Source organism: Chitinophaga eiseniae, assembly GCF_012641265.1.
GTDB lineage: Bacteria > Bacteroidota > Bacteroidia > Chitinophagales > Chitinophagaceae > Chitinophaga > Chitinophaga eiseniae_A.
In genome coordinates this window covers 95,042-120,937 of sequence record NZ_JABAHZ010000012.1, presented here as the reverse complement: position 1 = coordinate 120,937, position 25,896 = coordinate 95,042, and the positions used below count along the sequence as shown (strand labels likewise).

The 25,896-nt window shown below is 44.4% G+C and carries 16 protein-coding genes and 2 rRNA genes; 14 read left to right on the top strand and 4 right to left on the bottom strand.

Features of this window, described 5'->3' with window-relative positions; all coding sequences use genetic code 11:
- The first annotated feature begins 2 nt into the window (after nt 1–2).
- Nucleotides 3–114 (top strand): 5S ribosomal RNA (gene rrf / locus HGH91_RS29555).
- A gap of 154 nt (nt 115–268) precedes the next feature.
- Nucleotides 269–380, top strand: a 5S ribosomal RNA gene (gene rrf / locus HGH91_RS29550).
- 121 nt (nt 381–501) lie between these two features.
- Here rrf (HGH91_RS29550) and HGH91_RS29545 read toward each other — a convergent pair.
- From HGH91_RS29545 to HGH91_RS29535, 3 genes are all read right to left on the bottom strand, one after another.
- Nucleotides 502–1,335: a hypothetical protein gene (locus HGH91_RS29545; protein ID WP_168742849.1), complete on the bottom strand. Its 834-nt coding sequence runs from the start codon at nt 1,333–1,335 to the stop codon at nt 502–504.
- 30 nt (nt 1,336–1,365) lie between these two features.
- Nucleotides 1,366–2,391 (bottom strand): LacI family DNA-binding transcriptional regulator, encoded by a 1,026-nt coding sequence (locus HGH91_RS29540; protein ID WP_168742848.1) that lies wholly within the window; start codon nt 2,389–2,391, stop codon nt 1,366–1,368.
- A 141-nt stretch (nt 2,392–2,532) separates the two neighbouring features.
- Nucleotides 2,533–5,088 (bottom strand): zinc-dependent metalloprotease, encoded by a 2,556-nt coding sequence (locus tag HGH91_RS29535; protein WP_247651877.1) that lies wholly within the window; start codon nt 5,086–5,088, stop codon nt 2,533–2,535.
- A 748-nt stretch (nt 5,089–5,836) separates the two neighbouring features.
- Between HGH91_RS29535 and HGH91_RS29530 the strand changes: the two genes are divergently transcribed.
- The 12 genes from HGH91_RS29530 (at nt 5,837) to HGH91_RS29475 (ending at nt 22,961) form a co-directional block, all read left to right on the top strand.
- Nucleotides 5,837–6,691 carry a MotA/TolQ/ExbB proton channel family protein gene (locus HGH91_RS29530; RefSeq protein ID WP_168742847.1) on the top strand — a complete coding sequence of 285 codons (855 nt, stop codon included), beginning with the start codon at nt 5,837–5,839 and terminating at the stop codon, nt 6,689–6,691.
- Between the two features lie 70 nt (nt 6,692–6,761).
- Entirely contained in the window at nt 6,762–7,421 is a 660-nt protein-coding gene (locus tag HGH91_RS29525; RefSeq protein WP_168742846.1) for an ExbD/TolR family protein, read from the top strand.
- Between the two features lie 64 nt (nt 7,422–7,485).
- Nucleotides 7,486–8,076 carry an ExbD/TolR family protein gene (locus HGH91_RS29520; RefSeq protein WP_168742845.1) on the top strand — a complete coding sequence of 197 codons (591 nt, stop codon included), beginning with the start codon at nt 7,486–7,488 and terminating at the stop codon, nt 8,074–8,076.
- Nucleotides 8,077–8,303: 227 nt separating this feature from the next.
- Nucleotides 8,304–8,978 (top strand): energy transducer TonB, encoded by a 675-nt coding sequence (locus HGH91_RS29515; RefSeq protein WP_168742844.1) that lies wholly within the window; start codon nt 8,304–8,306, stop codon nt 8,976–8,978.
- Nucleotides 8,979–9,115: 137 nt separating this feature from the next.
- Nucleotides 9,116–10,498: a tRNA uridine-5-carboxymethylaminomethyl(34) synthesis GTPase MnmE gene (mnmE, locus tag HGH91_RS29510; RefSeq protein WP_168742843.1), complete on the top strand. Its 1,383-nt coding sequence runs from the start codon at nt 9,116–9,118 to the stop codon at nt 10,496–10,498.
- A 233-nt stretch (nt 10,499–10,731) separates the two neighbouring features.
- Nucleotides 10,732–11,715 carry a virulence protein RhuM/Fic/DOC family protein gene (rhuM, locus tag HGH91_RS29505; RefSeq protein ID WP_168742842.1) on the top strand — a complete coding sequence of 328 codons (984 nt, stop codon included), beginning with the start codon at nt 10,732–10,734 and terminating at the stop codon, nt 11,713–11,715.
- Nucleotides 11,716–12,045: 330 nt separating this feature from the next.
- A complete protein-coding gene (locus HGH91_RS29500; protein WP_168742841.1) occupies nt 12,046–14,922 on the top strand; it encodes a DUF5107 domain-containing protein in 2,877 nt (958 codons plus the stop codon).
- A 918-nt stretch (nt 14,923–15,840) separates the two neighbouring features.
- Nucleotides 15,841–19,095, top strand: coding sequence for a SusC/RagA family TonB-linked outer membrane protein (locus HGH91_RS29495; protein ID WP_211092469.1), 3,255 nt, complete (start codon nt 15,841–15,843; stop codon nt 19,093–19,095).
- A gap of 11 nt (nt 19,096–19,106) precedes the next feature.
- Nucleotides 19,107–21,086, top strand: coding sequence for a SusD/RagB family nutrient-binding outer membrane lipoprotein (locus HGH91_RS29490; protein WP_168742839.1), 1,980 nt, complete (start codon nt 19,107–19,109; stop codon nt 21,084–21,086).
- A 134-nt stretch (nt 21,087–21,220) separates the two neighbouring features.
- Entirely contained in the window at nt 21,221–21,790 is a 570-nt protein-coding gene (locus HGH91_RS29485; RefSeq protein ID WP_168742838.1) for a Crp/Fnr family transcriptional regulator, read from the top strand.
- A gap of 58 nt (nt 21,791–21,848) precedes the next feature.
- Nucleotides 21,849–22,544 (top strand): class I SAM-dependent methyltransferase, encoded by a 696-nt coding sequence (locus HGH91_RS29480; RefSeq protein WP_168742837.1) that lies wholly within the window; start codon nt 21,849–21,851, stop codon nt 22,542–22,544.
- 3 nt (nt 22,545–22,547) lie between these two features.
- Entirely contained in the window at nt 22,548–22,961 is a 414-nt protein-coding gene (locus HGH91_RS29475) for an LIC_13387 family protein (RefSeq protein WP_168742836.1), read from the top strand.
- A 63-nt stretch (nt 22,962–23,024) separates the two neighbouring features.
- On the opposite strand, the gene HGH91_RS29470 is transcribed toward HGH91_RS29475, so the two are convergent.
- Nucleotides 23,025–25,616, bottom strand: a complete 2,592-nt coding sequence (locus tag HGH91_RS29470; RefSeq protein ID WP_168742835.1) for a bifunctional YncE family protein/alkaline phosphatase family protein — start codon at nt 25,614–25,616, stop codon at nt 23,025–23,027.
- Nucleotides 25,617–25,896: the final 280 nt, after the last annotated feature.

Below are 25,896 nucleotides of genomic sequence, written 5' to 3'. Positions count from 1 at the left end.
CTTATGGTGGTTATGCCGAGGGTGTTCACCTCTTCCCATTCCGAACAGAGAAGTTAAGCCCCTCATGGCCGATGGTACTGCACTATCATGCGGGAGAGTAGGTAGCTGCCATACTTATTAAGAAAAGCCTTGGTGTTTTATGCACTAAGGCTTTTTTATTTATTCATCCGGACAGACAAGCTGCTACCGGATCTCCGGAAATTTTATTTACGACATACAAGTTCAATCGGACTTTCAACATATTATTTGCTGTAACAGCAAAAGATCTTATGGTGGTTATGCCGAGGGTGTTCACCTCTTCCCATTCCGAACAGAGAAGTTAAGCCCCTCATGGCCGATGGTACTGCACTATCATGCGGGAGAGTAGGTAACTGCCATACTTATTAAAAAAGCCTCAGTGTTTGTACACTGAGGCTTTTTTGTTTATCGGGGCATCTTCCCGGAAAATGTCTTTGTGAATCTTTCTCTTTAATAATATCTCTCCGGAAAATAACCCTTGTGTTATCTACTTTTTGCCTGGTTATACCATTGTGCCAGGTTTACCGCTACTCCCATATTAAAGGCCACCGGTTGAAAATAACTATTAACATTATTTACACTGTTATTGTAATCATAGTTATCATTAAGCGGAACGGAGAACTGCAGCTGGGCCTGGAATTTAACATATTTATATCCCACACGTACTGTAAAAGCTGGTTCATAGAAACCGACTGGCTTATCGGCTACCCGGAGGAACTTATTTTTTTCGTCCGGATTGTTCTCAAATGCTTTAGTGCCCATACTGCTGTTGTAGAAGTTCGCAATGGTAAAGCGACTAGTGAAAACAGTTTCTACTACCCGGTGTACATAGCCGATACTAGGTTGTATAAATACCTTACCGAAGTGATTTCTAATGGTATAATCGTTCAGATCCACACCAGCGCCAGTCTTATAGTCAGGGGCGAGGGTTTTGAAGCTACCGCCTCCATAACCGGCATATACTTCAAACACCATTTTTTTGGAAGGCCCGAAAGGTTTGAAATAGCCAGCACCTCCTTCAATCATACCACCACGGGTAGTATTATCGAACAGGTTGCCGTTGTCAGAGCGGTCATTGCTATTCGCAGGGTCTGCGGCATTGAACCCATAGAGATATTGTCCACTGGCCATGATACCAATATTGTCTGTTATGGCGAAGGCGCCTTGCAGATTGGTAGGAGTGATACTGCCTTTGAATTCATATTTTTCCTTTAGTACCGGCGCATTGACCATGTTAGGTACATAAATACGTTTACTACAGGCAGATAAGGTGATAATAACAGCGCATACAAGCGCCGTGTACAGAGACGGTTTCATAAAGTTGCAGGTCATATTGTTTTATAAAGGTTATAACTGTGTTGATTCCCGTTTAATTAATTCTACCGGGAACACATAGTTCCTGGTAACTTTCACACTTTCCTCGTGATTGATCAGTTGAACAATTGTTTCTACTGCTTTCTGTCCCATGTTATATCCCGATTGTTCGATCGTGGTGAGCGATGGAGAGATAATACGGGAGGAGAGATCGTTGGAATATCCTACCACCTTGATCTGTTGCGGCACTGCAATGCCACGGTTCCTGGCTTCACGAATAAATGCCACGGCAGAACTATCATTTGCGGCAAACATACCATCGGGCATTTTCTGTGCATCAAATAGTTGTTGAGCGGCGGTAGTGGCGGAGTCCATCGTGAGGTCATGAATATATACCAGTTGCTCATCGAATGGGATATTGTATTGGGCCAACGCTTCCTTGTAGCCTGCCAGCCTTTGTTGGTAAAGGTTGCAGGAAAGCAGGCCTGAGAAATGGGCAATATGTTTGCATCCTTGTTTTATCAGGTGTTCGGTAGCCAGAAATCCACCTTTAAAGTCATCTCCGGTGATCGTATATCCCTGGAAATCTGCAGGCACACGATCGTAGAAAACCAGCGGAATATTGTTTTTAATGAACGGATTAAAATGATCGATATTAGTAGTAAACATAGAAGCTACTGCCAGGAGCCCATCTACACGGAGTGAATAAAAGGTATGTACCAGCTCCTTTTCCATAGCTACTGTTTCGTCGGACTGGCCAATAACAATACTGAATCCATACTTATGCGCTTCATGCTGGATACCGCTGATGGCGGTACTTTGAAAGTACATAGAAGTGCGGGGCACGATAAGTCCGAGGATATTGGACCTTTTTTTCCGGAGACTGGAAGCAATCCAGTTGGGAACATACCCCATTTCGCTGGCTGTCTGTTGTACTTTTTCACGTGTTTCCATATTGATTAATGGATTGTTCTGCAATGCACGTGAAACGGTTGATGCCGACAGGTTCAGTTGATGGGCGATATCGTATATCGTTATTTTGTTTGTCCTATCTTTCACTTTTTGAGGCTTCGTGAGTAAATAATGGAGCGATATTAAGCAATTTCCGGAAGAATTACGAGGCTTTGGGGTAGACGCCAAAGAAAGCCCCCTTTCCGGTTATGCGGGAAAGGGGGCAATTATTTCGTGTATACCTGGTCGTTATTTAGGATCCAGGGCCTTGTTGATACGGGCAATAAGGTCCTGAACATGGCTGCGGGTCATGCCGTCGCCACCGATGGCAGCACGCAGTTCCGTTCTCAGGGCAACCAGTTGTGCACGACCAATACCAGCAGCATCTGATTTGGATGGATTGGCAACACTGCCAAACATCATATTACCAGATGGAGCGGGAGGTGCCACGAGTTCTGTGAGGTTATCCACATAAGCGCGTTGCAGGTTTCTGCGGTATACGTCTATTGGCTGGTGAGCGTATATTTCGGAGAAGATATTCTTCTTCAGGTCATTCAACATATCGATTGCTGTATAAGCCAGCGCACCCTGAGCGGCCTCTCCGCTTACCAGTTTATTGATGGTATTGGTGCTCATGAGTCGGTCCAATACCGGTTCCTGGCGGGAAAGGACGAGGGAAACGCCATCGCCACCGAAGCGACTTAACAGGTCCTGGTTGATCAGCCATTTAGGAGTGGTAAACAACTGTTTATTGAGGAACTGGATAGCTTCTTTCTGGGTAGCTTTTGGAACGTATTCGTACACGGTGCCGGATTGTTCTATGGTTTTAGGCGTTTCATAGATGCCGCCTACGTTTTTAGCTACGTGGCCCATGTAGCGGCTAAATTGACCTGCTATTTCCTTGTAGAGTTCAGACAGGTTAGCATATCCTTCGTTTTTTACGCTGGTCCAGGCCAGGAGATTAGGCATGATATATTGAAGATTTTTTATGCCGTATCCACTCGCAATCATGGCATTGTCTCCCAAATCTTCATTTTGTGACCTTGGATCATCTGGGTTGGACTCCGTACCAAACCAGTACTTCTTATCCTTCAGCTTTTCTACCGTCCATTTGTTCAGGATAGGTGTTTCGGCTTCTGGTGAATTAGCTTCCGGGAGTAGCTTGTACCCCCATTCGATGGCCCATTTATCGTAATAGTTAATACGGGGATATAGGTCGGCGCCGTTGATGCCATCTCCGGGTTGTGCAACATAGTTAAAGCGGGCGTAATCCATGATAGACGCGGCATGGCCGTTCTTTTTTACCCATTCTTTGTCACGCAGTTTTTCTACCGGATATGCAGAGCTGGAGCCGAAGTTGTGGCGTAATCCGAGTGTATGGCCTACTTCGTGGGAAGATACAAAGCGGATCAGTTCACCCATCAGTTCATCGCTGAATTGCATATTGCGGGCGCGGGTATCGTTGGGAGAGGCCTGAACAAAGTACCAGTTGCGGAGTAAGCGCATTACGTTGTGGTACCAGTTGATATGGCTTTCGATGATTTCCCCGGAGCGAGGGTCGTGTACGTGAGGACCGCTGGCGTTGGGTACATCAGAAGGTTTATAAACGATAGCAGAAAAGCGGGCATCTTCAATAGACCAGGTCGAATCTTCCTGTGGTGTAGGTGCCATTTTAGCGATGATAGCATTTTTGAAGCCGGCCTGTTCAAAAGCAGATTGCCAGTCATTTACGCCCATGATCAGGTATTTGCGCCATTTTTCGGGGGTAGCAGGATCTATATAAAACACGATCGGTTTCTTGGGTTCCACCAGTTCACCGCGTTTATATTTCTCCATGTCTTCCGGTTTCGGTTCCAGGCGCCAGCGGGTGATCATCTGGAGTTTTTTCACGCCTTGTGGATCGGCGTCGAAATCAGTTACGCTGGTAGTGAAGTAGCCTACGCGTGGATCGAAGTAGCGTGGCTGCATGGGTACAGCAGGGAGTAATACGATGGAGCTGTTGAGTTCCACGGTAGCATTACCTCCTGGGGCGGGTGGCATACCGGGACCTGCGGGGCCGCCGCTTTTGCTGTATGTTTTTACGGTTTTGATTTCGGTGTTTAACGGATAGGATTTTACATCGGAGATGTAAGACTTATCTGGTTGAACGCCACCGAGTTTCAGCATGTTTTTTACCTGGCCATCGAAGAAGAAGATCTCGTTATCACCGCTGAGATATTCCGTCATATCAATCACGGAACCTTTTTCGTTTTTAGAGAGTGCTTTCACATCGAAAGCAGCCACGATGGGTTGGAGGTTAGAGTTCCTTACGGAAGTAAACATTGGCTGGGTAGAGTCTTTGGATACTTCAGAGTAGGAGATATTTTTGAGGAAGATGCGGTTGTTAGGTCCTTTTTCGAAGCGGATAACATTTTCATTGATAATGTCGCCGCTGAATCCCATCATCATGGCGCGCAGGCCTGCGGCGGATTTAGAGATCCTGTTAACCACGAGGATATCCCTGTTGAGGAGGGAATCGGGGATTTCGAAGAAGAAGCGGTCGTCCAGCTTATAGATATTGAATAATCCGGAGTCGCTTTTCGCTTTATCGGAAATAACTTCCGCGAAAGGTTTAGGGCCTTGTTTGGGACCTGGTTTGATCATGGGTGCTTTGCCGGTCGTATCTTTTGCGGGAGCAGGAGTAGTTGGCGAAGCATTTTTCGAATGTTTTTTCCGCTGTGCTGCGGCGGGCTGTAAAACTGCGGTACTCAGGCAGAGTGCTCCTGCCATGGCGAGTATCAGTTTGTGTTGAATTGGTTGGCTCATTACAGTTTGATAATTGGTTTTTGATAACTTGGTATGTTTTTTTAAAAACCTTTGCAAGTAAGTATATTAAGTATTAACTTATCAGGAAAATCCATAAGCGCAGTAAAGACTGTAGGAATGGAAAAAAAAGAGCAAAACCGGGGGCTAAGCGTTTAAACACTAGTTGCGGTGGCAACTTTTTTTATGTAAGTATTTATTATTATAGCAAATAATAATTTCATATGGGAGTGATAGGGGATAGCATATTAATTTCCGCGGCGGTACTGAGTTTCCACTTATGAGGACAGAATTTCCAGATGTTTTATTGCTAAATCCAATTAGCTTCGGCTGAAAGTGTTGACTGGCGCGGGAAGAAATAAGTTCCCGGAATTGTAAGATTTCTGTTGGAACATTTGAATTTTTTCTTAAATTGTGCGTCCAACTTTGAAAAAAATCAAACGATTTCAATAATTGGGACAGTAACAATCAGTTGTGAGAACTGCAATATTGGTTTATTCGCTTATGTAAGTGTTTGCTCTAAAAAAATGAGTGGTCAAAAAGCCCTGTGATGGGGCTTTTACGTGTGAAAGTTAATTTTTGTGGGTTTTTTTGAGCTGCACTTGTTTTTTTGGACCAACCTTATAACTTTGCGAATCACTGAATAAAACAGTAAATTGAGTGCTGAGGGGCATTCCATGGTAACAACAATCGTATTTAGTAACTTCTAACAAACAATAGTTTAATTTTTAACACTAAAATTTCAATCAACATGGCTGAGACTAAAACAACTGTGACTGCAGCTACAGCTAAGGCATCTTCTCATCAACCTAAAAAGTCATCCAACCTGTTCGCTGCGTTGGCTGTGCCTATCTGTTTAGTGATAGGTTTTCTGTTTTACTTTTTTGTATTAGGTAATCCAGCCAACTTCCAGGGTAACAATCCAGAGGGACATCCGATTGATTCTGGTATTGGTAAATGGTTTGGTACTGTGTACAAAGGAGGATTGATCGTACCTATCCTGATCTCTGTATTACTGGTATGTCTGACTTTCGTTATTGAGCGTTTCATGTACCTGTCTAAAGCTAAAGGTAAATTCAGTGGTTCTGAGCTGGTGCGCAAAGTACAGTATCACCTGGCTAACCGCAATATAGATGCAGCTTTGGCTGAGTGCGACAAACAGAAAGGTTCTGTAGGTAACGTATTGAAAGCTGGTCTGAAGAAGTATAAAGAAATGGTGACTAACACCGAACTGGATACTGAGCAGAAGATCCTGACTATCAAAAATGAAATTGAAGAAACAACTGCATTGGAACTGCCAATGATGGAAAAGAACCTGGTGTTCCTGTCTACCATTGCTTCCGTAGCTACCCTGTTAGGTCTGTTCGGTACAGTATTGGGTATGATCCGTGCGTTTGCGGCGATGTCTACCGGTGGTGCACCAGACTCTGCACAGCTGGCAGGTGGTATCTCTGAAGCGTTGATCAACACCGCTCTGGGTATCGGTACTTCCGCTGTAGCGATCATCATGTATAACTACTTTACTACCAATATCGATAGCATCACTTACGCTATTGACGAATCTGGCTTTACTTTAACACAGAGCTTCGCTGCTAACCACAAATAATTTTGAGATTATTTTGTGGAATTTGAGCGGTTTTGAATCTATTTAAAGTAAACCATAAAAAAGAGTAAAGATGCCTAAAGTTAAAATGCCAAGGAAAAGCACCAACATCGACATGACGGCGATGTGTGATGTGGCCTTCCTGCTATTAACTTTCTTTATGCTGGCAACTAAATTCAAGCCGGATGAGCCGGTAACAGTAGTTACCCCATCCTCTATAAACACAACCCTTTTACCTGATTCTGATGTGTTGTTATTCACAGTAGATAAGGACGGAAGAGTGTTTTTCAGCATGGATGGCCAGCCGAAAAGAAGAAAGCTGATAGAAGATCTGAATACGCAGTATAAACTGGGTCTCGACGAAAAAGAAATGAGAAACTTTGTAGTTGGAGCCAGCGTAGGAGCACAAATCAAAGACCTGAAGCAATACTTGTCTCTCAGCGAAGAGCAACGTAAAACTGCCGGTCTGGATAAAGGTATCCCTACAGATTCTGCTAATGGTGAATTAGGAGCATGGATTGATTATGGTAACGCAGCACAGGGTACTAACCTGAATAAGGTAAAGTACTGTATCAAGGCGGATAACCAAACTCCTTATCCTAAGATCAAGGAAATTCTGGATACTTTCAAAAAGAAGAAAATTCAGAAGCTGAACCTGGTAACTAACCTGGAAGAAGCACCTAAAGGCACTGCGGCCTGGGAAGAACAACAGACAGCAGGGCACAAGAAGTAAACGACAGCAACTACTTCCTGACCTGGAAGGCTGTTGATTTAAGAACTAAAAAAAATTGGCTACTATGGCAGAAATGGATACCAGTAGTAGTGGTGGGAAAGGGAAGAAACACGGTGGGACGAAATCCAAGAAACAGTCTACCCGTGTAGATATGACGCCCATGGTGGATTTAGGTTTTCTGTTGATCACCTTCTTCATGCTGACCACTACCATGTCCAAGCCCAAAACAATGGACTTGATCATGCCAAAAGATACCGAGAACGAAAAGGACCAGAATAAAGTAAAAGAAAGTACGGCCCTGACTATCTTACTCGGAAAAGATAATCGAGTTTACTATTACGAAGGTTTGGCACAAGACCCTAATGCTTCTGCTAATCCTGACTTCTTCAAAGCAACTACTTTTGCTAATACCGGAGGAATCAGAGATGAGATCATTAAGAAGAGGGACGAAGTTGCTAAACTGAGAAATGCAAAAGGTGAACCAGAAGACGTGGTAGTAATTATAAAGGCAGATAACGATGCCAATTATAAGAATTTCGTTGACATCCTTGACGAAATGGCTATCAATAGAATACAACGTTATGCAACTGTAGACATCAGTGACCAGGATAAAAAATGGATACAGTCTACTGAAGCTGCAAACGGTGTAAAATAATCGGCCAGCTGCTAAAAGTTTTGTGGAATTAATTATTTTTTTGCATCCATCATAAAACAACAACAATGGATTCTGCTAAAGTCTTAAAGTCCGATTTTCTTGATATCCTGTTTGACGGCAGGAATAAAGAATATGGGGCGTACGATTTGCGGAGACAGTATAATAAGCGTGTGCGGAATGCTATTTTGGGAACCGCGTCATTGTTTGTAATATTCTTTGCAACGTACATGATATCACAGTGGGTAAAGGCTGCTGAGGGAGATAACCTCAAGAAGCCGGTGATACAGGAAATTAAGATGGAGGATGTGAAGTTACCGGATGATCCGAAGACACCACCTCCGCCTCCACCTCCGCCTGCGCCACCGCCACCAGTAAAACCGTCAGTACAATTTACTCCTCCGGTTATCAAGAAGGATAACGAAGTACCACCGGATGAGGAACCTCCTAAACACGAGGATATTAAGGATAAAGCCATCAGTACTAAAACTGTGGAAGGTGATCCAAACGGTATCGATCCAGGATTACTGGAAGATAGTAAAGGTACCGGTGTGGTAACCGCTCCAGCTGCTCCTGCGAAAGAAGAGATCTTCACCTTCGTAGAACAACCTCCAACCTTCCCAGGTGGTGAGGAAGCACTGGCAAAATACCTGAGCAAAAACATCCGTTATCCACGCGTTGCGCAGGAAAATGGTATCTCAGGAACCGTATTCGTTCAGTTCGTAGTAGATTCTGAAGGAAACATTAAAGATGTAAAAACAGTAGGTGCCGCAAAAGGTGGTGGCCTGGAAGAAGAAGCTGTTCGCGTGGTGAAAACCATGCCTAAATGGAAAGCTGGTAAGCAAAATGGCCGCCAGGTTTCTGTACAGTTCAACCTCCCTATCCGCTTTACTTTGCAAGAGTAGTACTGTATAACATAGTTTTTCAAAGGTCCCGTTTCAACGTCGTTGGAACGGGACCTTTGATTTTTGGCAGAATTGGTGATCGCCGCTATTGTGCGTAAATTTGTGGCCTTTGGGATTATTCATAAACGAAATAAGGTATGCTGGGTAAATTAACAGGATTTGATGATACTATTGTGGCCGTTGCCACCGCACCAGGCCTCGGCGCCATTGCCGTGATAAGATTGAGCGGCCCCGTCGCCTATCCCATCTGTAATCGCCTATTTCCCGCCAAAGATCTCACCCAGCAAGCCACCCATACCCTCCACTTCGGCAGCATCGTTGCCGAAGGCCATGTCATAGACGAAGTAGTGGTCAGCCTGTATAAAGGTCCCCGCTCCTATACCGGCGAAGACGTGATAGAAATATCCTGTCATGGATCTCCCTATATCCAGCAACAAATCATAGACGCCACCATCAAAGCTGGCGCCCGCCTGGCTAAACCAGGCGAATTTACCCAACGGGCTTTCCTGAATGGTAAATTGGATCTAACTCAGGCAGAGTCCGTTGCCGATCTGATTGCCAGCAATTCCGCCGCCTCCCACCAGACGGCCATGCAACAAATGAGGGGTGGGTTCTCTAAAGAACTACATATCCTCCGCGAGCAATTAATCACCTTTTCTGCCCTTATTGAACTTGAGCTGGACTTCAGCCAGGAAGACGTGGAATTTGCCGACCGTAGCGGCCTGTATTCGCTTGTAATCAATGCCACTGCTGTCGTTCAGCATCTGATCGATTCTTTCCGTATGGGCAATGTGATCAAGAACGGGGTCAACACCGCCATCGTCGGTAAACCCAACGCCGGCAAATCGACTCTCCTGAATACCCTCCTCAATGAAAACAGGGCCATCGTGAGCGATATCGCTGGCACCACCCGCGACACTATCGAAGAAGTTCTCAACATAGACGGTATCCTCTTCCGCCTCATAGATACCGCCGGCATACGCGAAAGCATCGACACCATCGAAAGCATCGGCGTGCAAAAAACCATGGAGAAAATCAAAGAAGCCGGCGTGGTCGTATACCTCTTCGATGTAAATGAACTAACTGTTACGGATATACGTCAGCAGGTTGATAGTTTTGAAAACGACCAGATCAACTATCTCCTCGTAGGTAACAAGACCGACATCACCGGAGAAGACGCCATCAAAACCAAATTTGCCGAATTCCCCGATATTCTATTCATCTCCGCAAAAAATCATGCGCACATCCAGGACCTCAAAGATGCCCTCGTACACAAAGTAATGGCCGGCGACATCAATACAGAAGATACTATTATCACCAATGCCCGTCACCATGCAGCACTGCTGGAAGTGCATAAATCGCTCAATGATGTGAAGACCGGCATGGACAACGGTTTGCCCGGTGATTTGTTGGCACTGGATATCCGCCTTTGCCTGCATTACCTGGGTGAGATTACTGGAGAGGTGACGAATGAAGATAGGTTGGATTATATTTTTAGTAAGTTTTGTATCGGGAAGTAGGGGGGGCTCATACATCTTCCTATTTTCATGTTCTTTCTAACGCTATCTGGCAAACGATTTTATCCGAATAAATTTTTTATATCTTCTTCTGGTTTTTAACTATTGAATCGCTGGAGAATGGTTCGGAGTATTCAGAGGCGGAATATGTTAATCAATATATGTAGCAAGGAGTATTTAAAAGTTGAAATCATTTTTATGAGCAAATTGCCAACCAAACTTAATAGCTATATTTTATGGAAAGTAATCAGATTCTTATTTATCAGACAGGAGATGGAGAAACGACTATTGATGTAAAAATAGAGAACGAGACAGTTTGGCTAAGCTTGAATCATATTGCAGAGCTTTTTTCGCGTGATAAGTCTGTAGTATCTCGGCACATATCTAATATATTCAAAGAGAAGGAGTTAGAAAGAAATTCAGTTGTTGCAAAAAATGCAACAACTGGAACAGATGGGAAAATTTATCAAGTTGAGTATTTTAATTTAGATGTCATCATCTCAATTGGCTACCGCGTCAAATCTCAAAGAGGTACCCAATTCCGTATGTGGGCAAATAGGACCTTAAAAGAATATTTAACCAAAGGTTATGTGTTAAATAAGAAGCAACTGCAAGAGAAATCAAGTCAGTTGGAAGAGTTGAAGCAAACAGTGAAGTTATTAGGAAACGTGATAGAAAGTAAGCACCCTAATTCGGATGAGGCCATCGGCCTGCTAAAGGTAATTACTGATTATACTTATGCACTTGACGTATTAGATAAGTATGATCATCAAGTTTTGCAAATTGAATCAACAACGTCGGAGAATCTTTTTGAAATTACCTACCAGTCAGCGATGGATGCTATTAATGGACTCCGTGATAAATTTGGTGGCAGTTCGCTTTTTGGAAATGAAAAAGACGAATCTTTCCAGGGATCATTGGCTGCGATTTATCAAACGTTCGGAGGGCAGTATCTTTATCCAAGCGTTGAGGAGAAAGCCGCGAACCTGCTATATTTCGTTACCAAGAATCATTCTTTTTCAGATGGGAATAAACGTATTGCCGCTTTCTTGTTCGTTTGGTTTCTAGAGAAGAATAGTATTCTTTATCATTCTGATGGTTCAAAGAAGATTGCTGATAATGCGCTGGTGGCGTTGACACTGATGATAGCAGAGTCTAAGCCGGACGAGAAGGAGATGATGATTAAGGTTGTGGTAAACTTAATAAACCTTAGAAACTAGTTCATTTTATACCCTTTAGGGTATAAAGATAATGAAATAACGAATTGTTATACCCTTAAAGGTATAGTTTAATTTCTCATAATTAATTTATACCCCAAAGGGTATAAAACTAAAAGCAGGAAGACAGTTTGGCTAACCCAATCTTGAATTATCGACTTGTTTCAATCCCTTTTGTTTCTTGCTCATGAGACACTCAGTATTAAGTTAACATATTTCATCAGATAGGAAAAATAGGGTTGTTATAGGTGCAAAAGCACCATTCGCAGATTTTTGCCTATTGACAATGTCTCTAAAACAGCCTAATTTGGTTATCACCAAAATCAGCAAGGCATGCTTCTTCTCACCCGTCGGATACTTTTATTCGCGTTACTGCCTTTATTTGTGACAGCGCAGCATACAGCGTCTATAAAAGAGTATAAAAAGAGCTATAAGACATACCCTTTTTCCGATCCCGATCCTGTAGCAGGGCAACGGATATACCCGTACTTTCGGTACGACGGCTTCACCGATGAGCCACACCAGCAGGATTGGAAGGTAGTAGAGCTGGAAAATGATTATATCCGCCTGATGATTATGCCGGAGATAGGAGGGAAGATATGGACGGCCATTGACAAACAAACAGGTAAGTCTTTCCTCTATGAAAATGACGTAGTGAAGTTCCGGGATATTGCCATGCGGGGACCTTGGACAAGCGGTGGAATAGAATCCAATTACGGGATCATTGGCCATACGCCTAACTGCGCCACACCGGTGGATTACCTGGTGCGTAAAAACAGCGATGGCAGCGCCAGTTGCTTTATCAGCACACTGGACTTGCTTACGCGTACTAAATGGACCGTTGAGATACGCCTGCCTGCTGATAAAGCTTATTTCGCTACGCGCTCTACCTGGCATAATGCTACGCCTTTTGTACAGCCTTATTATTCCTGGTCGAATGTAGGCATTCCGGTGGGCAATGACCTGCAATTCCTATATCCGGGCAATCACTATATCGGACATGATGGAAAACCCGGACCTTGGCCGGTTGACAGCTCCCATGGTAAACAGCTGTCTTTATATGCGCAGAATGATTTCGGGGCAGATAAATCGTTCCATGTGCTGGGTGTACACAGTAATTATTTCGGTGCTTACTGGCAACAGCAGGATGCCGGCATGATCCGTTACGCCAGCCGGGAAGACAAGCTGGGTAAAAAGATCTTTCTGTGGGCATTGTCGGACCAAGGGAAGATATGGGAACAGTTGTTGACTGACAAGAGCGGCCAGTATTGCGAGATACAGAGTGGGCGCCTGTTCAACCAGAATGTCGTGGGCAGCAGTCATACGCCATTCCGCCAGACCGGGTTTCAGCCTTATGCTACCGACAGCTGGGAAGAATATTGGTATCCTTTCAGTAGCACCGGCGGCTTTACGGATGCCAGCTTGCAGGGCGTAATATATGCTAAGCAAGCCGGTAATGAATTATCGGTGGTGTTTTCGCCTGTGGTATCGCTCACGGATACATTGAAAGTATATGATGCCAACAATCACCTCTTGTACCGCCATGCGGTGCAACTGCAACCTTTGCAGACGGTGCGCTACGCATGCCCGCTGCCAGAGGGTACACGTGCAGGGAAGATTGTATTAAAAGATATAGAGACCTCACCCGGCGATACTGCAATACCAACAGCACTGGAACGCCCGCTGGAGCGACCTGCAGGATTCAATGAGCAGGGGGCATATGGCCTTTACCTGATGGGGCGCGACCAGCTGCGTTTCAGGGACTATGCCGGTGGAGAAAGTAAGATCAGGCAAGCCCTCGGCATAGATCCATATTTTGTTCCTGCTTTAACGGAAATGTCGTTTATTCACTATCGTAAGTTGCAGTACGATTCCGCTTTCTATTGTGCTAAGTTGGCGCTCTCTATTGATACTTATGATGCCGGCGCCAACTATAACTATGCCCTTGCCGCAGCAAAGCTGGGCCGGTTTTATGATGCGCTGGACGGATTGGAGGTAGCGGCGCTTACGCCCTCTTTCCGCAGTGCTGCCTATACCGTACTATCAAAGTTGTACCTGCAAAAAAATGACGGTGAAAAAGCCATTGCTTACGCTGTGAAAAGTTGTGTGGACAATAACCGGAACATCAGCGGACTATTATTGCAGGCGGTTGCCAGCCGCCGTTCCGGCAAGCTGGAGGAGGCCAGGGCGGCATGTGACAGACTGCTCACGATCGATCCCTTATTTCATTTTGCCTATTTTGAGCAATACCTTCAGCATAAAGATGAAGCCGGCAAAGCGACTTTCCGTTCACAGTTGAGGAATGAGCTGCCGCATGAAACTTACCTGGAAATGGCTGCCTGGTACGGGGAAATGGGTCTGACGGATGACGCCCGTCTTTTGCTGGACCTGGCGCCCGCCCAGTCGGAAATCCTCTACTGGAAAGCCTACCTGCACCAGGGAGATGCAGAGGTATTACGCTGCATCGCTGCGGCAGACAGCAGCAACGCCACAATGGTATTTCCATTCCGGGAAGAAAGTGTGCCGGTGATGCAATGGGCGATAGCCCATAGTCGCGACTGGAAGCCGACTTATTACCTGGCATTGATCTACCTCTTCCGGAATGACAGTGTTGAAGCTATGAAACTATTACAGTCCGTTCCGGCATCCGTGCACTTCGCACCGTTGTATGCATTACGTGCACGCCTATACGCTCCAGAAGACGCTGTGCAACGGCATACTGATCTGGCGCGGGCTGCGCAAATAGCGCCAAAGGAATGGCGTTATGGAAAAATGCTGGTTGAACAGCTGATAGCCGAAAAATCATATGATAAAGCGCTGGAGCTGATTACTACTTATCATCGCCGTACGCCTGAGAATTATATCATTGGCATGTTGTATATACGCTGCCTGGTTTTAAACAAGCAATATGCGACAGCAGAGCGGGCTTTGGCCGATATCAGGGTGTTACCCTATGAAGGCGCTATGGAAGGGCAACGTTTGTATCGCAAAGTGAAGTTATTGCTCGCGATAGATGCTATTGGGAAACAGCGCTACGGTATTGCCCGGCAAAAGATCGGGGAGGCACGGCTATGGCCGTTGCACTTAGGGGCTGGTGCGCCCTATCCTGCGGAACGTCATGAGCAGCAGGAAGATGCACTGGATGAAATAGCAGCAGGTAGTAAACATACGGTTCCAGCTGAGCTCCAGCAAGCCATTGAAGCAATGTAAAACACCACTTCCACTAAATAAATCATTACAGGAACATACGAGGATCGTTATAGCCTCGTTTGGCTGCTTACTATGCCTTATAAAATCGGGAGAAATCGCTGGTTTGTTGGTGTTTTTAATTCTATTTTAGTAAATAATGATTTTATTTTAACATTTCTTTAAAAAAGTTTTCAAAAAGTTGGGCGACTAAAAAAACTTTGCCTAGGTTTGAGAAGAGGAAAAAAAGCATTAGGGCAGAGGACACGCGAGTCATTTCGCCATTGGGGGATAGCTAAAACGTTTTATAGAAAACTGATAGCCATTTCGTCCAACGCATATCAGCCTACAACCATTTATTTCCTAAACGATAAATTCAATCAGGATCAACAACAATTGAAAAGATTAGATTGTTTTTAAGCAGTCAACCAGAATTTCACTAAATCGGGCGTTTTTATCATTCACTTGTCATTTGTAAGCATATGTACGTCAAAATGTATCCATCACAAAGTCACGTTGTTGAGCAATGAGTGATGCCTTGCAGGCAGAATACCTTTATTCCATTTCACTCAATCAAGTCATCTGAATATTGGCTTTTATGTTATGAATAGCGCAATAGCTACCGCTTTGCAGAAAAATATCAATCAAAAGAATGAGTACTAAACACACAGGACAGTACTCCTATAAATCTGGCCATTATCAGCAGCGGGGATTGAATTGCGTAGAAGAGAGGATAACGGCGTTACAGGCCATAGTGCTGAAACCATGAACAAGCTGAGCATCTTCGATGATTTCAGTCAAGTATACTTTTCCACTTATAATCTATACCAAATAAGTTCTATTCAATTTAAAAACAAAAAAATGATGCAGTCAACCAAAAGATGTCTCTTGCTTTTTATGCTCTTTTGCATAGGAAGCATGTTTGCCTATGGGCAAGAAAAAATGACGGTTACAGGTATCGTCAAGGATGCGACGGGAGCCGTTCTGGAAGGAGCTACCGTAGGCGAAAAAGGTTCGACCAATGGCGTTTTGACCGGCAAACAAGGTACATTTACCATTAAAGTAAAACCAGATGCGAAGCTGATCATTTCTTACATTGGATTTGTAACGCAGGAACTGCCAGCTACCGCTTCTATGCAGATAACATTGGCGTCTAGTGTTCGAACTACTGAAGAGGTAGTGGTTACGGCCTTGGGTATCAAAAAACAAGCGAAGGCATTAGGTTATGCTGTGTCTAAAATTGATAACGACCGGATTATGGTCAGCGGTACACCCTCCAATCCCTTACAGGCACTCTATGGAGCTGCACCTGGCGTGCAGGTGGGAGCTACAGCAGCTGGTCCTACTGCCGGGATGAAAATCAATATTCGTAACGCGGTATCTTTCGACCAAAATTCCACCACACGTCCGCTGATCGTTGTAGATGGTGTTCCCATTCATGACCAGAATACGCAAATGGGTTACGGCGCTACCGATCGTGATAACGGAACAGGTATCAACGATATCAACCCTGATGACATTGCCTCTATGGAAATTTTGAAAGGAGCTAAAGCGTCAGTGCTGTACGGTAGCGAAGGTGCCAACGGTGTGTTGTTGATTACTACCAAAAGCGGTGCTAAAGGAAAAGGACTGGGAGTGGCAGCATCTTTTACCACCTCATGGGACCGCGCAGCGTTCCTGCCTAAATTACAAAATGAATATGGAACAGGTTCCAGCCCCAGCAACTCTAAGAATGATCCTCAGGGATATTATCTGGTGGATGGAAAAAGGACATTAGCCACTACATTGGGAGATGGTACTGGTGCACAGGCATTTGGACCAAAATTCGATCCAAGCGTAAAAGTGATGTGGTGGGATGGTGTAGAAAGACCATGGGTGGCACAAACCAAAAATATCTATAATGATCTTTACCAAACCGGGCATCAAAACTCCACCAACGTTGCTTTAAGCGGCGGTAATGATCAGGGACAGATCCGTTTTTCATACACTAATACCAATATGACCCCTATCAGGCCAGGGTCTCGGTTCGACAAAAATACGTTTAGCCTTAACACATCTTACAAGGTAAACGATAACGTCACCCTTAAATATACCGGCAACTTTTTTATCTCCAGAAACCTAAATGCGGCCAACCTGAGTACCATGAACGGAGAAGGTCAGCAGGCGGAAATTGGCGCATTTAGTTCCGATATTAATGTAGGCTTGTTAAAGTCGCATTTACTCACACCTGATGGATATAATTACTTTGCCAACCCAAGCCTGAGAAACTTAATCTCTAATGGCCGGAAGGGAGTAGTAGGTTTCCTCTGGGATCAGCTCGAGAATCAGTCTATTTTCACAAGATTGCATAATATCCAGTCTTTATCTGCTGATATAAAACTCACAAAAATATTCAGCGCCACATTAATGGGCGGTCTGGATTACAGTACTGAGCGGAATGAGTATAAAGGTAAATTATTGGATCCCCAGTTATTAGGACCTAATAGCGGTTTCATGTACAGCGATGTAACGAATACCTTTAAGACTACCTATGGACAGGGCATGTTGAACTTCGATACCAAAATAAATTCTGATTTTGATTTATCTGGTTTTGTGGGTGGTGTAGTCAGAAAGAATTACACAGAAGGAAAAGGTGCATCAGTGAATGGTTATGGACAGCTTGTTATCCCTAACTATTTCTCATTTAATAACTTACCATTAGGCGTACAGCCTCAGTACCAGTTTACAAACGGTCAGGATTTGTTATACAGTTTAATCGGGTCAGCCCAGTTGGCGTGGAGAAACCAGGTGTATATTGAAGCGCAGGGAAGGCAAGATTGGTCATCTATTTTGCCTCCGGGGTATAATCATTATTTCTATCCTGGTGTAAGTGCAGCGTGGATATTAAGTGAAACCTTTAAATTACCAGCGGCGTTTGAATATGCTAAAGTAAGAGGATCGTTTGCTACAGTAGGTCGTCCGGGCCCACGCTACTTCAGTAACGTGAACTATACTACCTCTCAAACTGGCGGTGGTTATGTGTTGACTCCTCCGTCTGATCTTCCTCCAATGGACGCCAACGGTAAGCCAAACTTAAAACCTGAGCGTAAACGTGAGTTTGAATTAGGTTTTGAAACTTACCTGCTCCAGAACAAAAGAATTGGTGTAGACTTCTCTTATTACAGATCCCATATCTACGACCAGATCATGGCGGTAGCTGCACCTCCGGGAATGGGTGTTAAAAACGTTCGTATGAACGCCGGTGACGTGATGAGCACAGGATGGGAGCTGGCTATTAAAACAAAACCAGTTTTATCGAAGAATTTTGAGTGGGATGTAAACCTGACATTTGCACGTGGCAAAACTACTGTTGAAAAACTGGATGGTAAACTGCAGTCTCTTACCCTGTGGAATTCTTTCGGCGCAGTGAATACGGTGGCTAACGTGGGCCAGGAATATGGTCAGATTTACCTGACTAAGTCAACCTACACTTATAACAATCCTAATAATGCAAATGATCCAAGCAATGGAAAGAAAGTGGTGAATGCTGCCGGATCATCCTATGACTATACCAGCACCGCGAAGTTGATCGGTAAAACAATTCCTGATGTAACAGGAGGATTTTTCACTTCTTTTGCCTACAAAAACATACGCCTTATTGCAAACCTGGACTACCAGTTTGGAGCTACTTTCCTGTCTGGTTCAGAAACTTATATGATGGCTGCAGGTGCGTTGAAAGAAACATTGAAATATAGAGATGAGGCGCATGGTGGAGTTGCTTATTATTTGGATGCAAGTTCAAAGAAAGTGGCAGGTACAAACCCTAATGGTGGTCCAACCTTCCATGATGGTGTAATATTAGATGGTGTTGGTACTGATGGTAAGCCAAACACCAAAGTGGTGTCTGCTGATAACTATTACTACGATTCTTATTTTTCTAATGGCTTCTTCCCTGAAGACAGGATCTTTAAAAGTGATTACATAGCACTGCGTAACGTAGCTATCGACTACACATTGAGCTCAAATATTGCCCGCAAGGTGCGTATGAGCAACCTGGTGGTATCAGTTTTTGCAAACAATGTGGCTTATCTCTACAAAGCTGCTCCGAATGCAATACCTGAATCAACTAACGGAACAGGCTGGGGTGTAGGTTCCTATGGAACAACTGCATTGCCTGCTCAGCGTTCAATAGGTATTTCTATCAAAACTAAATTCTAAAAACAACTAAGATGAAATACAACAAATTAAAATCATTTTTCGTACTTACGTTGTTACTGTCTTCTGTAGCATGTAAGAAGAAGCTGGAGGATTTATACCAGAATCCTGATGGATATTCGAAAGACATGGCTGATAAGTCAGGGGTAAGCGTTATCTCCGGATTTTTCACCTCTCAGCTAACCCAGGGATTCTTTCTGAGTGGTGACTATGGTTCCGTTTACCACCAGGTAAGAAGTGGAGGGAGGACTATGGCAAGTGCCATCCAGATTTATAACACCACTACTGAAGGGGGCGCTTACACGCTCCATGATGTGGAGCATGACTGGGGTACCGGCGGTTTTAACGAGTCTATTTTTAACTTTGTTAATACGCAATGGATTACGCCTATACTCTGGGCGCAACGTGAATACAATAACACACCCCAAGCTAAACGGACCAATTTAGATAGCCTGTACATCACCTTAATGCATGTTTTAAAAGGTTATGCTTACCAGAGAGCAACCGACATGTACGATAAGGTTCCGTATATAGAAACAGGATCAGCAGGCGGACTAGATGGCGTTAAAGCGAAATACCTGGGCCAAGCTGATATCTATCCGAAAATAATCAGTGATTTTAAAGCTGCCGACGACGCATTGTCAACGCTAACGCTGACTCCTACCCAGCAGGCCGCATTCAACCAACAAGATGTCCTTTTTGGAGGAAATATCCTGAAATGGCGTAAATATATTAATTCATTAAGATTGCGTTGTGCGATGAATGTAAGCGAAGTTACTCCTACGCTTACCCGGCAGGTGCTGACCGAGTTGCAGGGCAAGCCTTTAATGAGCGACTATAATGACGTGGCTGGTGTGGCGGACATCGCTGTTATTGCACTGAACCGTATTTGTAATGAATTAGGTATTACACGTTCGTTCAGAGAAAGGGGGCTTGATTTCCGTGCCGGGAAGAAATTCCTGCAGGATGTGATGAATTGCCAGCCAACCGTAGGCAGTAAAGTGGTAAACGGACAAACGTTATCCTATTTTAGTGGTGAAAATTCCGCAGCAGGGTTAGTGGATGGTACTGTTGATCCACGTGTTGCTTATATCTTCGCTCCGGACTGGAGTGGCAGATACCTGGGGGCTGATACAAAATGGGATGGTAATACGGATCCAAATAGTTATTTAAATAAAGTTTTGCGTGGCTTATATATCAACGATCCTATTTTGACCGATATTTCCAAAACAACCTTCAACTACGGCGTAAATAAGTCCATCCAATTGGATGCAGCGTCAAAGGCAGATCTGAGTAAACGGGAGGCATTCCTGTTAAGTGCACTTCGCAGCGCCGTTGCCAATGGCGATGACAATGATGGAAACGTAGGTACAGCAAGCAACCTGGTGGCTGAGTACAATGTTCGCCCGGAATTCAACTTTGCCCTAAAATATCCAACCATCCATGCGGTTGAAACCGAGCTTTCACTGGCTGAAGCAGCAGTAAGAGGTTTCGGTCAGCTGAATGGTGCTGCCCGCGACCACTATAAGAATGCGATTATCCTGTCCTGCAAATATTGGTATGACCTGAATAACTCAAATCAATATTCCAAGACAACTTTACCAGCCATGCCAACAACCATGGATGATGCAAGAATCAATGCGAAGCCAGCCATGGAATATAATGCAAGCGTTTATGCAGAGAATGCAGCGCAGAAATTTGATGCCATGTCAAGCACACAGAAGGTTCAGGCAATTTTCAACCAGCTTCAGCTGCATTACAATATGCTGAACTTTGAAGTGCCCTATACTGCTGCCCGCAGGTTAATTAAATACCTGGGTACCAATCCGGCTTCCATTTATGAAACATTCAAGTGGAAAGAAAGAATGACTTATCCAAGTAGCATTCAGGCTGCGGATCCGGAAGGTTGGTCAATTATTAGTCCTTCTAATAATCCAGATCTTCCGGTATGGTTTACCGGCCGTACTACCAAATGGAAGAATGTATTAGAATAGAATGGTAGTGATTTAGTAGAAAAGTGAAGACAACAATAAGGCCGCCTTTGGGCGGCTTTATTGTTTTAGGATACTTCCCAGAATTAGTTCGTCCGAATTTTAGCGCTTACCTTCACCGTACAATATGGCATACTATGCAACTCATGCATCAATTCCTGAAAAAACAGGTAGGTATCTCTGACGAAGACTGGCTTCTTTTTTCTTCCCGTTTTGAGCAGAAAATTTACCCTGCGAAAACCTTTTACCTGAAAGCCGGAGAAACAGAAAACTACCTGACATTTGTTGACCGGGGATTGCTGCGCTTTTATATAGAAGACCAAGAAGGCAACGATACTACTATCGGTTTTTCATTTGAAGGCTGGTTTATGACTGTCTTCAGTTCTTTTTATACCCGTAACCCTTCCCTCTATTATGGTGAAACACTGACTGAAACGACGCTCTGGCGTATTCATTACGATGATTTGCAGGAGATGTACAGCCGGTTAAAGATCGTGGAAAGAATAGGGCGGCTGGCTACTGAACAGCTGCTTTTACTAAAATCGGAAAGGGAGCTTTCCTTTCTTTTAAAATCCGCTGAAGAGCGTTACCTCGACCTCTTTCATAAAGCCCCTCACTTATTACAGCAGGTTCCTCTGAAATACCTGGCATCCTACATCGGTGTTACACCCCAGGCACTAAGCAGGATCCGGAAACGCATTTCTTAACCCAGGTTCATTTTTCGGGAGCAGGTTGTCCGCTAATTTTGCCGGAACAACAAGGGTGATGAGCTATTCACATAAATTTAAGTTGATAGACGGCCAGGGAATTTATACATCTCTGAAGAATATTAAAGGAGCCAGGTATGATAACAAGGCAAAGTATTATGAACGCCTGGTAGGCGCCGAAATGTTTAACCGGACTATTTGGGGGTGCAGTAGAGCGGAGTTACAAAGATTCGCTGCAGAGGCGATCCTGCATTCGCGGGGAACAGTGCTGGACATCGGTTGTGGCGGCCTGGCGCAAACAGCTATGTTGTACAGCACTACCTCCAATCACTGTACGCTTTTCGACAGATCACTTGAAATGTTGAAGATAGCTCAATCCAGGCTTTTGGGAGAAAAGGGTGTCTTGCCCTCTCATATCGGTTTATTACAGGGGGATGCCTTCGATCTGCCCTTTGCCAACAATACTTTCGACACCATTTGCAGCTTTGGAACTATCCACCTTTTTGACAACAAACAGGATTTTGTTAATGAAATCCTGCGGGTGTTAAAAAAGGGGGGAAGGTTCTATTGTTACACTATGACGGGCGAGAAGATCATCGGCCGTGTTTTTATGTCGCTATTCCGTACCATCGGTGAATTCGGGAAAGTATTGTCTGAACGGCAAAACCTGGCACTATTTGACAATGAACAACTACAGGTACAAAGTTACCGGGTGGGAAGTGTGTTGTTTATTTATGGACAGAAAATATATTAATCTATGATAGCTCAATATCTCTGGGAGACAGGTTCGGCCATTATTGGACTGATGGGCCTTTCTCACCTCCGCGCTACGCTGTGGACCAATAAATTGTTTCCCCGCAATGAAAAACTGATAGAAGAAATGAGAGATTCTTCGCTACTGATTTCAGAAAAACTGATGATGTGGAAATCATGGATAGGGTTCAATGCCACACATAGTAGCGGTACTGCTTTTATCGGAATCGGGAACTTTTACCTGGCGCTGAACTGTTTTGTTTTTTTGAGGTCCAGTCAATTTTTACTGTTATTAACGATACTTACGGTAGGGTTTTATGTGTGGGTGGCGTGGAAGTATTGGCTTAGCGTTGTATTAATCATGCTTAGTGTGGCATGGGTGTGTTTCATAGTTGCCTATATTCTGATGCTTATATAGCCGGAAATGATCCCGTCCTGGAATAGCAAAACCATTCCAGGACGGGATATATTTATCTCAACATCAATCGTCATCATCATCCTGCTTAGCATCTACTTTCAGGCCGAGGGCTTTTAAACCTTTTTGATGCGCACCGAAGTATTGTTTCGGAAACGGCTTATCGCCATGTATCGTTGACCATACGTATTCACTAAACAACAGGGCATCTCTATCAATGAGGTCCGGTTTGGAAAAATCCATTTTCTGCGTCATAGGCGCCAGCCTGGCGGTGGTTTTGCTTTTGATTTTATCCTTGCTGGGATTCATCTCATTGATCGCGATAGTAGGCGTCAGGCTGTTATATGCAGTATAGTCGGGTGTTTCCTGGAAGCAGGCGGTCATTAACGGGGCCGCTGCAACCAACTGGTTCATGGGCTGCACGCCAAATATCTGGCAGATGGTGTGCAGTACAGATGATTGATTGTAAAAGTTACTGATGGTGGCATCATGCTTTACAAAGGGACTGGCAATCAAACAAAATGAACGGTGCCCATCCACGTGGTCTGTCCCACTTTGGGGGTCATCTTCATTGATGAATATGGCCATATCCTTCCAGAAAGAACTTTTAGAAAGCGCTTCCACCACCCGGCCGGTGGCCCAGTCGTTATCTGTTACGTAAGCGCGGGGAGTCGGTGTTTCCTCGCCGTACCCGCTGGTATGGTCGTTAGGTAAATAGATGATCAGGAATTCGGGCAAGCTGCCTGCTGCTTCGTATTCCTTCAGTGCATTGATAAATGCATCGGCCCTGACCTGGTCTGTAATATTCATGTTCCAGCCGGGATAACGCAGGTCGCTGTATTTTTCCAGGCTTTTCATGGCGTAGGAACACTTATACTGGGCGGAATCGTTTTTATTTTTCCAGGCATTATATACATCGGTCCAGGTTTTCCCCTTGGTTATTTCAGCGAGGTCTGTTTCTCCAAAGTTCCGGAATGAAATGCCTTTGCGCAGCAGGTGATTCCAGATAAACCCACAGCCGGCATAGGAGAGAGGATCTGTTCCAAAATCGTAGGCGCAATGCCCATTTGAGAAATCTTTTTCATGGTAAGGAGTAGTAATCCCCTGGATAGCCCATTGGTGGCCGTCGCTGGAGTTAACGCCATTACAGTAATAATTATCCAGCAGCGCAAATTGCTTAGCCAGCGCGTGGGTATTGGGTGTTGTCTCGTTCCCAAATTCAACGAGCTTAGGATCGCAGTTACCCTTGCCGATGTCGCCCAGTACCTGGTCAAATTTTTTATTCTCTTTAATGATATATACTACATGCTTGATAGAAGACGGTTCACCCGGGTTATCAGGAATAGGCTTAGGCTTCGCATTTGAATTGGCGGCAGCCTGTGCCCTCAATAAATCTATAAAGTGAAATCCTTTCTTTGCCTCCGCAGTATAGGCTTCAACTTCCGCCTTATTGCCGGGGAGTTTAACTTTTTGCACCTGCCCTTTCAATGCCGTCACGTTGCCAATAAATAAATTATTTCCTTCAGTGCAGATAGTACCAGGAAAGCCGCCGGCAGCAATAAAGCCATAAGGAGCTTTCTGTGGGTGATGCGGATCAATGAGCGCAATGGAGTTGTTGCCGGCATTGGAAGCCAATAATGTTTTCCCATCAGCACTGAATGCCAGCGCTGTTGTCAGGCTACCATAGGGGAGAGACGGATCCGGCTTGGTGCTAATGGTATTGACGATTTTTAGGGTCTTTACATCTATCACGCTAATGCCATCGCCACTATCATCCGTTACATATAGTGATTTGCCGTCGGGCGATAATACCATCGACTCGGGGTGAATACGGGTGGCGATATCGGTGATCTTTTTCCTTGACTGAATATCAATAACGGTAACAGAGCCGCGTAGCGCTACCGACCGGTCATCTACCGCCACGTCTGTTCCGGCCGATTTTTCTGTTCTGTCACCTTTTTTAGCATGCGGTCCTCCGAAATTACTGACGAAAGCCAGCTTTTTATCTTTACTGATAACAACGGCATAAGGACAAACGCCCACAGGTATCCTGCTTAATAACTTGCCTTTGGGAAGATCCACTACAGCAATCTCGTTAGTGATGGCCAGGGCTACAAACGCAATGTTGTTGGGACATAACCCAATACCCAAAGGATTAGTACTTTTGTTATTAACAGATAGATCGATGGTATTTGTCAGTGTAAACGTTCCCGAAGGGCTCACATTTCCTACATATAAATTTTTTTGCAGCCCGGTAAAATAGATAGTAGAGTCGTTCTCGCCCACTGCCAGGCCATTCATAGAGCCCGATTCCTTATTGGGGTAGTCGTAATATTTAAGTATGTTATATTCGCGGGCATCAATAAAGGCCAGGCGCCTGTTGGTTTTTGCAATGAGCACATTTTGCTGGTGAGCGCATTCCAGGTTTAGTACCCGGGTCCCCTCTGCTAAATTGATTCCTTGCCCCGCCGGCGTTAGTATTTGTCCGTTTGGCAATAGTCTGTCACCTGCCAATGACTGGTGCCAGGAAGTATCTACCGGCTTCCTGATATCCTTATGTTTCTCCGGAGGATCTGATACCTGCGCCTGTAAGCTTTGCGCAGCCAATAGAAGGCAAACAGCAGTAGTTTTTAGAAAAAAATGTGGTCCTGTATTCATTTTCGATAGTTATAAACTCAGTGTAAGATATACTAAACACAGATTAATATATACTAAAAGTACGCTGGGCGGTTTAATCTTTGGATAAACATATCGTTAATTAATGTTGCCTACTTTATAGTGTCGACTAATACCTCATACCAACATTTTTTTGGCAATCTCCCCAATTTATCCTTGCTTTGTTTCCTGTTCCAACCAATGGGAAATATTTTCAAAAATATTATTAACAGGCCATCCTAGCAGGAGTTCCTCCTATTAGCAGATATTCCTTTCTGCTACT

Coding starts and splice junctions, on each gene's coding strand:
- HGH91_RS29545 (WP_168742849.1), bottom strand. CDS start 1,335: ATGAAACCGTCTCTGTACACGGCGCTTGTATGCGCTGTTATTATCACC.
- HGH91_RS29535 (WP_247651877.1), bottom strand. CDS start 5,088: ATGAGCCAACCAATTCAACACAAACTGATACTCGCCATGGCAGGAGCA.
- HGH91_RS29530 (WP_168742847.1), top strand. CDS start 5,837: ATGGCTGAGACTAAAACAACTGTGACTGCAGCTACAGCTAAGGCATCT.
- HGH91_RS29525 (WP_168742846.1), top strand. CDS start 6,762: ATGCCTAAAGTTAAAATGCCAAGGAAAAGCACCAACATCGACATGACG.
- HGH91_RS29520 (WP_168742845.1), top strand. CDS start 7,486: ATGGCAGAAATGGATACCAGTAGTAGTGGTGGGAAAGGGAAGAAACAC.
- HGH91_RS29515 (WP_168742844.1), top strand. CDS start 8,304: ATGATATCACAGTGGGTAAAGGCTGCTGAGGGAGATAACCTCAAGAAG.
- mnmE (WP_168742843.1), top strand. CDS start 9,116: ATGCTGGGTAAATTAACAGGATTTGATGATACTATTGTGGCCGTTGCC.
- rhuM (WP_168742842.1), top strand. CDS start 10,732: ATGGAAAGTAATCAGATTCTTATTTATCAGACAGGAGATGGAGAAACG.
- HGH91_RS29500 (WP_168742841.1), top strand. CDS start 12,046: ATGCTTCTTCTCACCCGTCGGATACTTTTATTCGCGTTACTGCCTTTA.
- HGH91_RS29495 (WP_211092469.1), top strand. CDS start 15,841: ATGACGGTTACAGGTATCGTCAAGGATGCGACGGGAGCCGTTCTGGAA.
- HGH91_RS29490 (WP_168742839.1), top strand. CDS start 19,107: ATGAAATACAACAAATTAAAATCATTTTTCGTACTTACGTTGTTACTG.
- HGH91_RS29485 (WP_168742838.1), top strand. CDS start 21,221: ATGCAACTCATGCATCAATTCCTGAAAAAACAGGTAGGTATCTCTGAC.
- HGH91_RS29480 (WP_168742837.1), top strand. CDS start 21,849: ATGAGCTATTCACATAAATTTAAGTTGATAGACGGCCAGGGAATTTAT.
- HGH91_RS29475 (WP_168742836.1), top strand. CDS start 22,548: ATGATAGCTCAATATCTCTGGGAGACAGGTTCGGCCATTATTGGACTG.
- HGH91_RS29470 (WP_168742835.1), bottom strand. CDS start 25,616: ATGAATACAGGACCACATTTTTTTCTAAAAACTACTGCTGTTTGCCTT.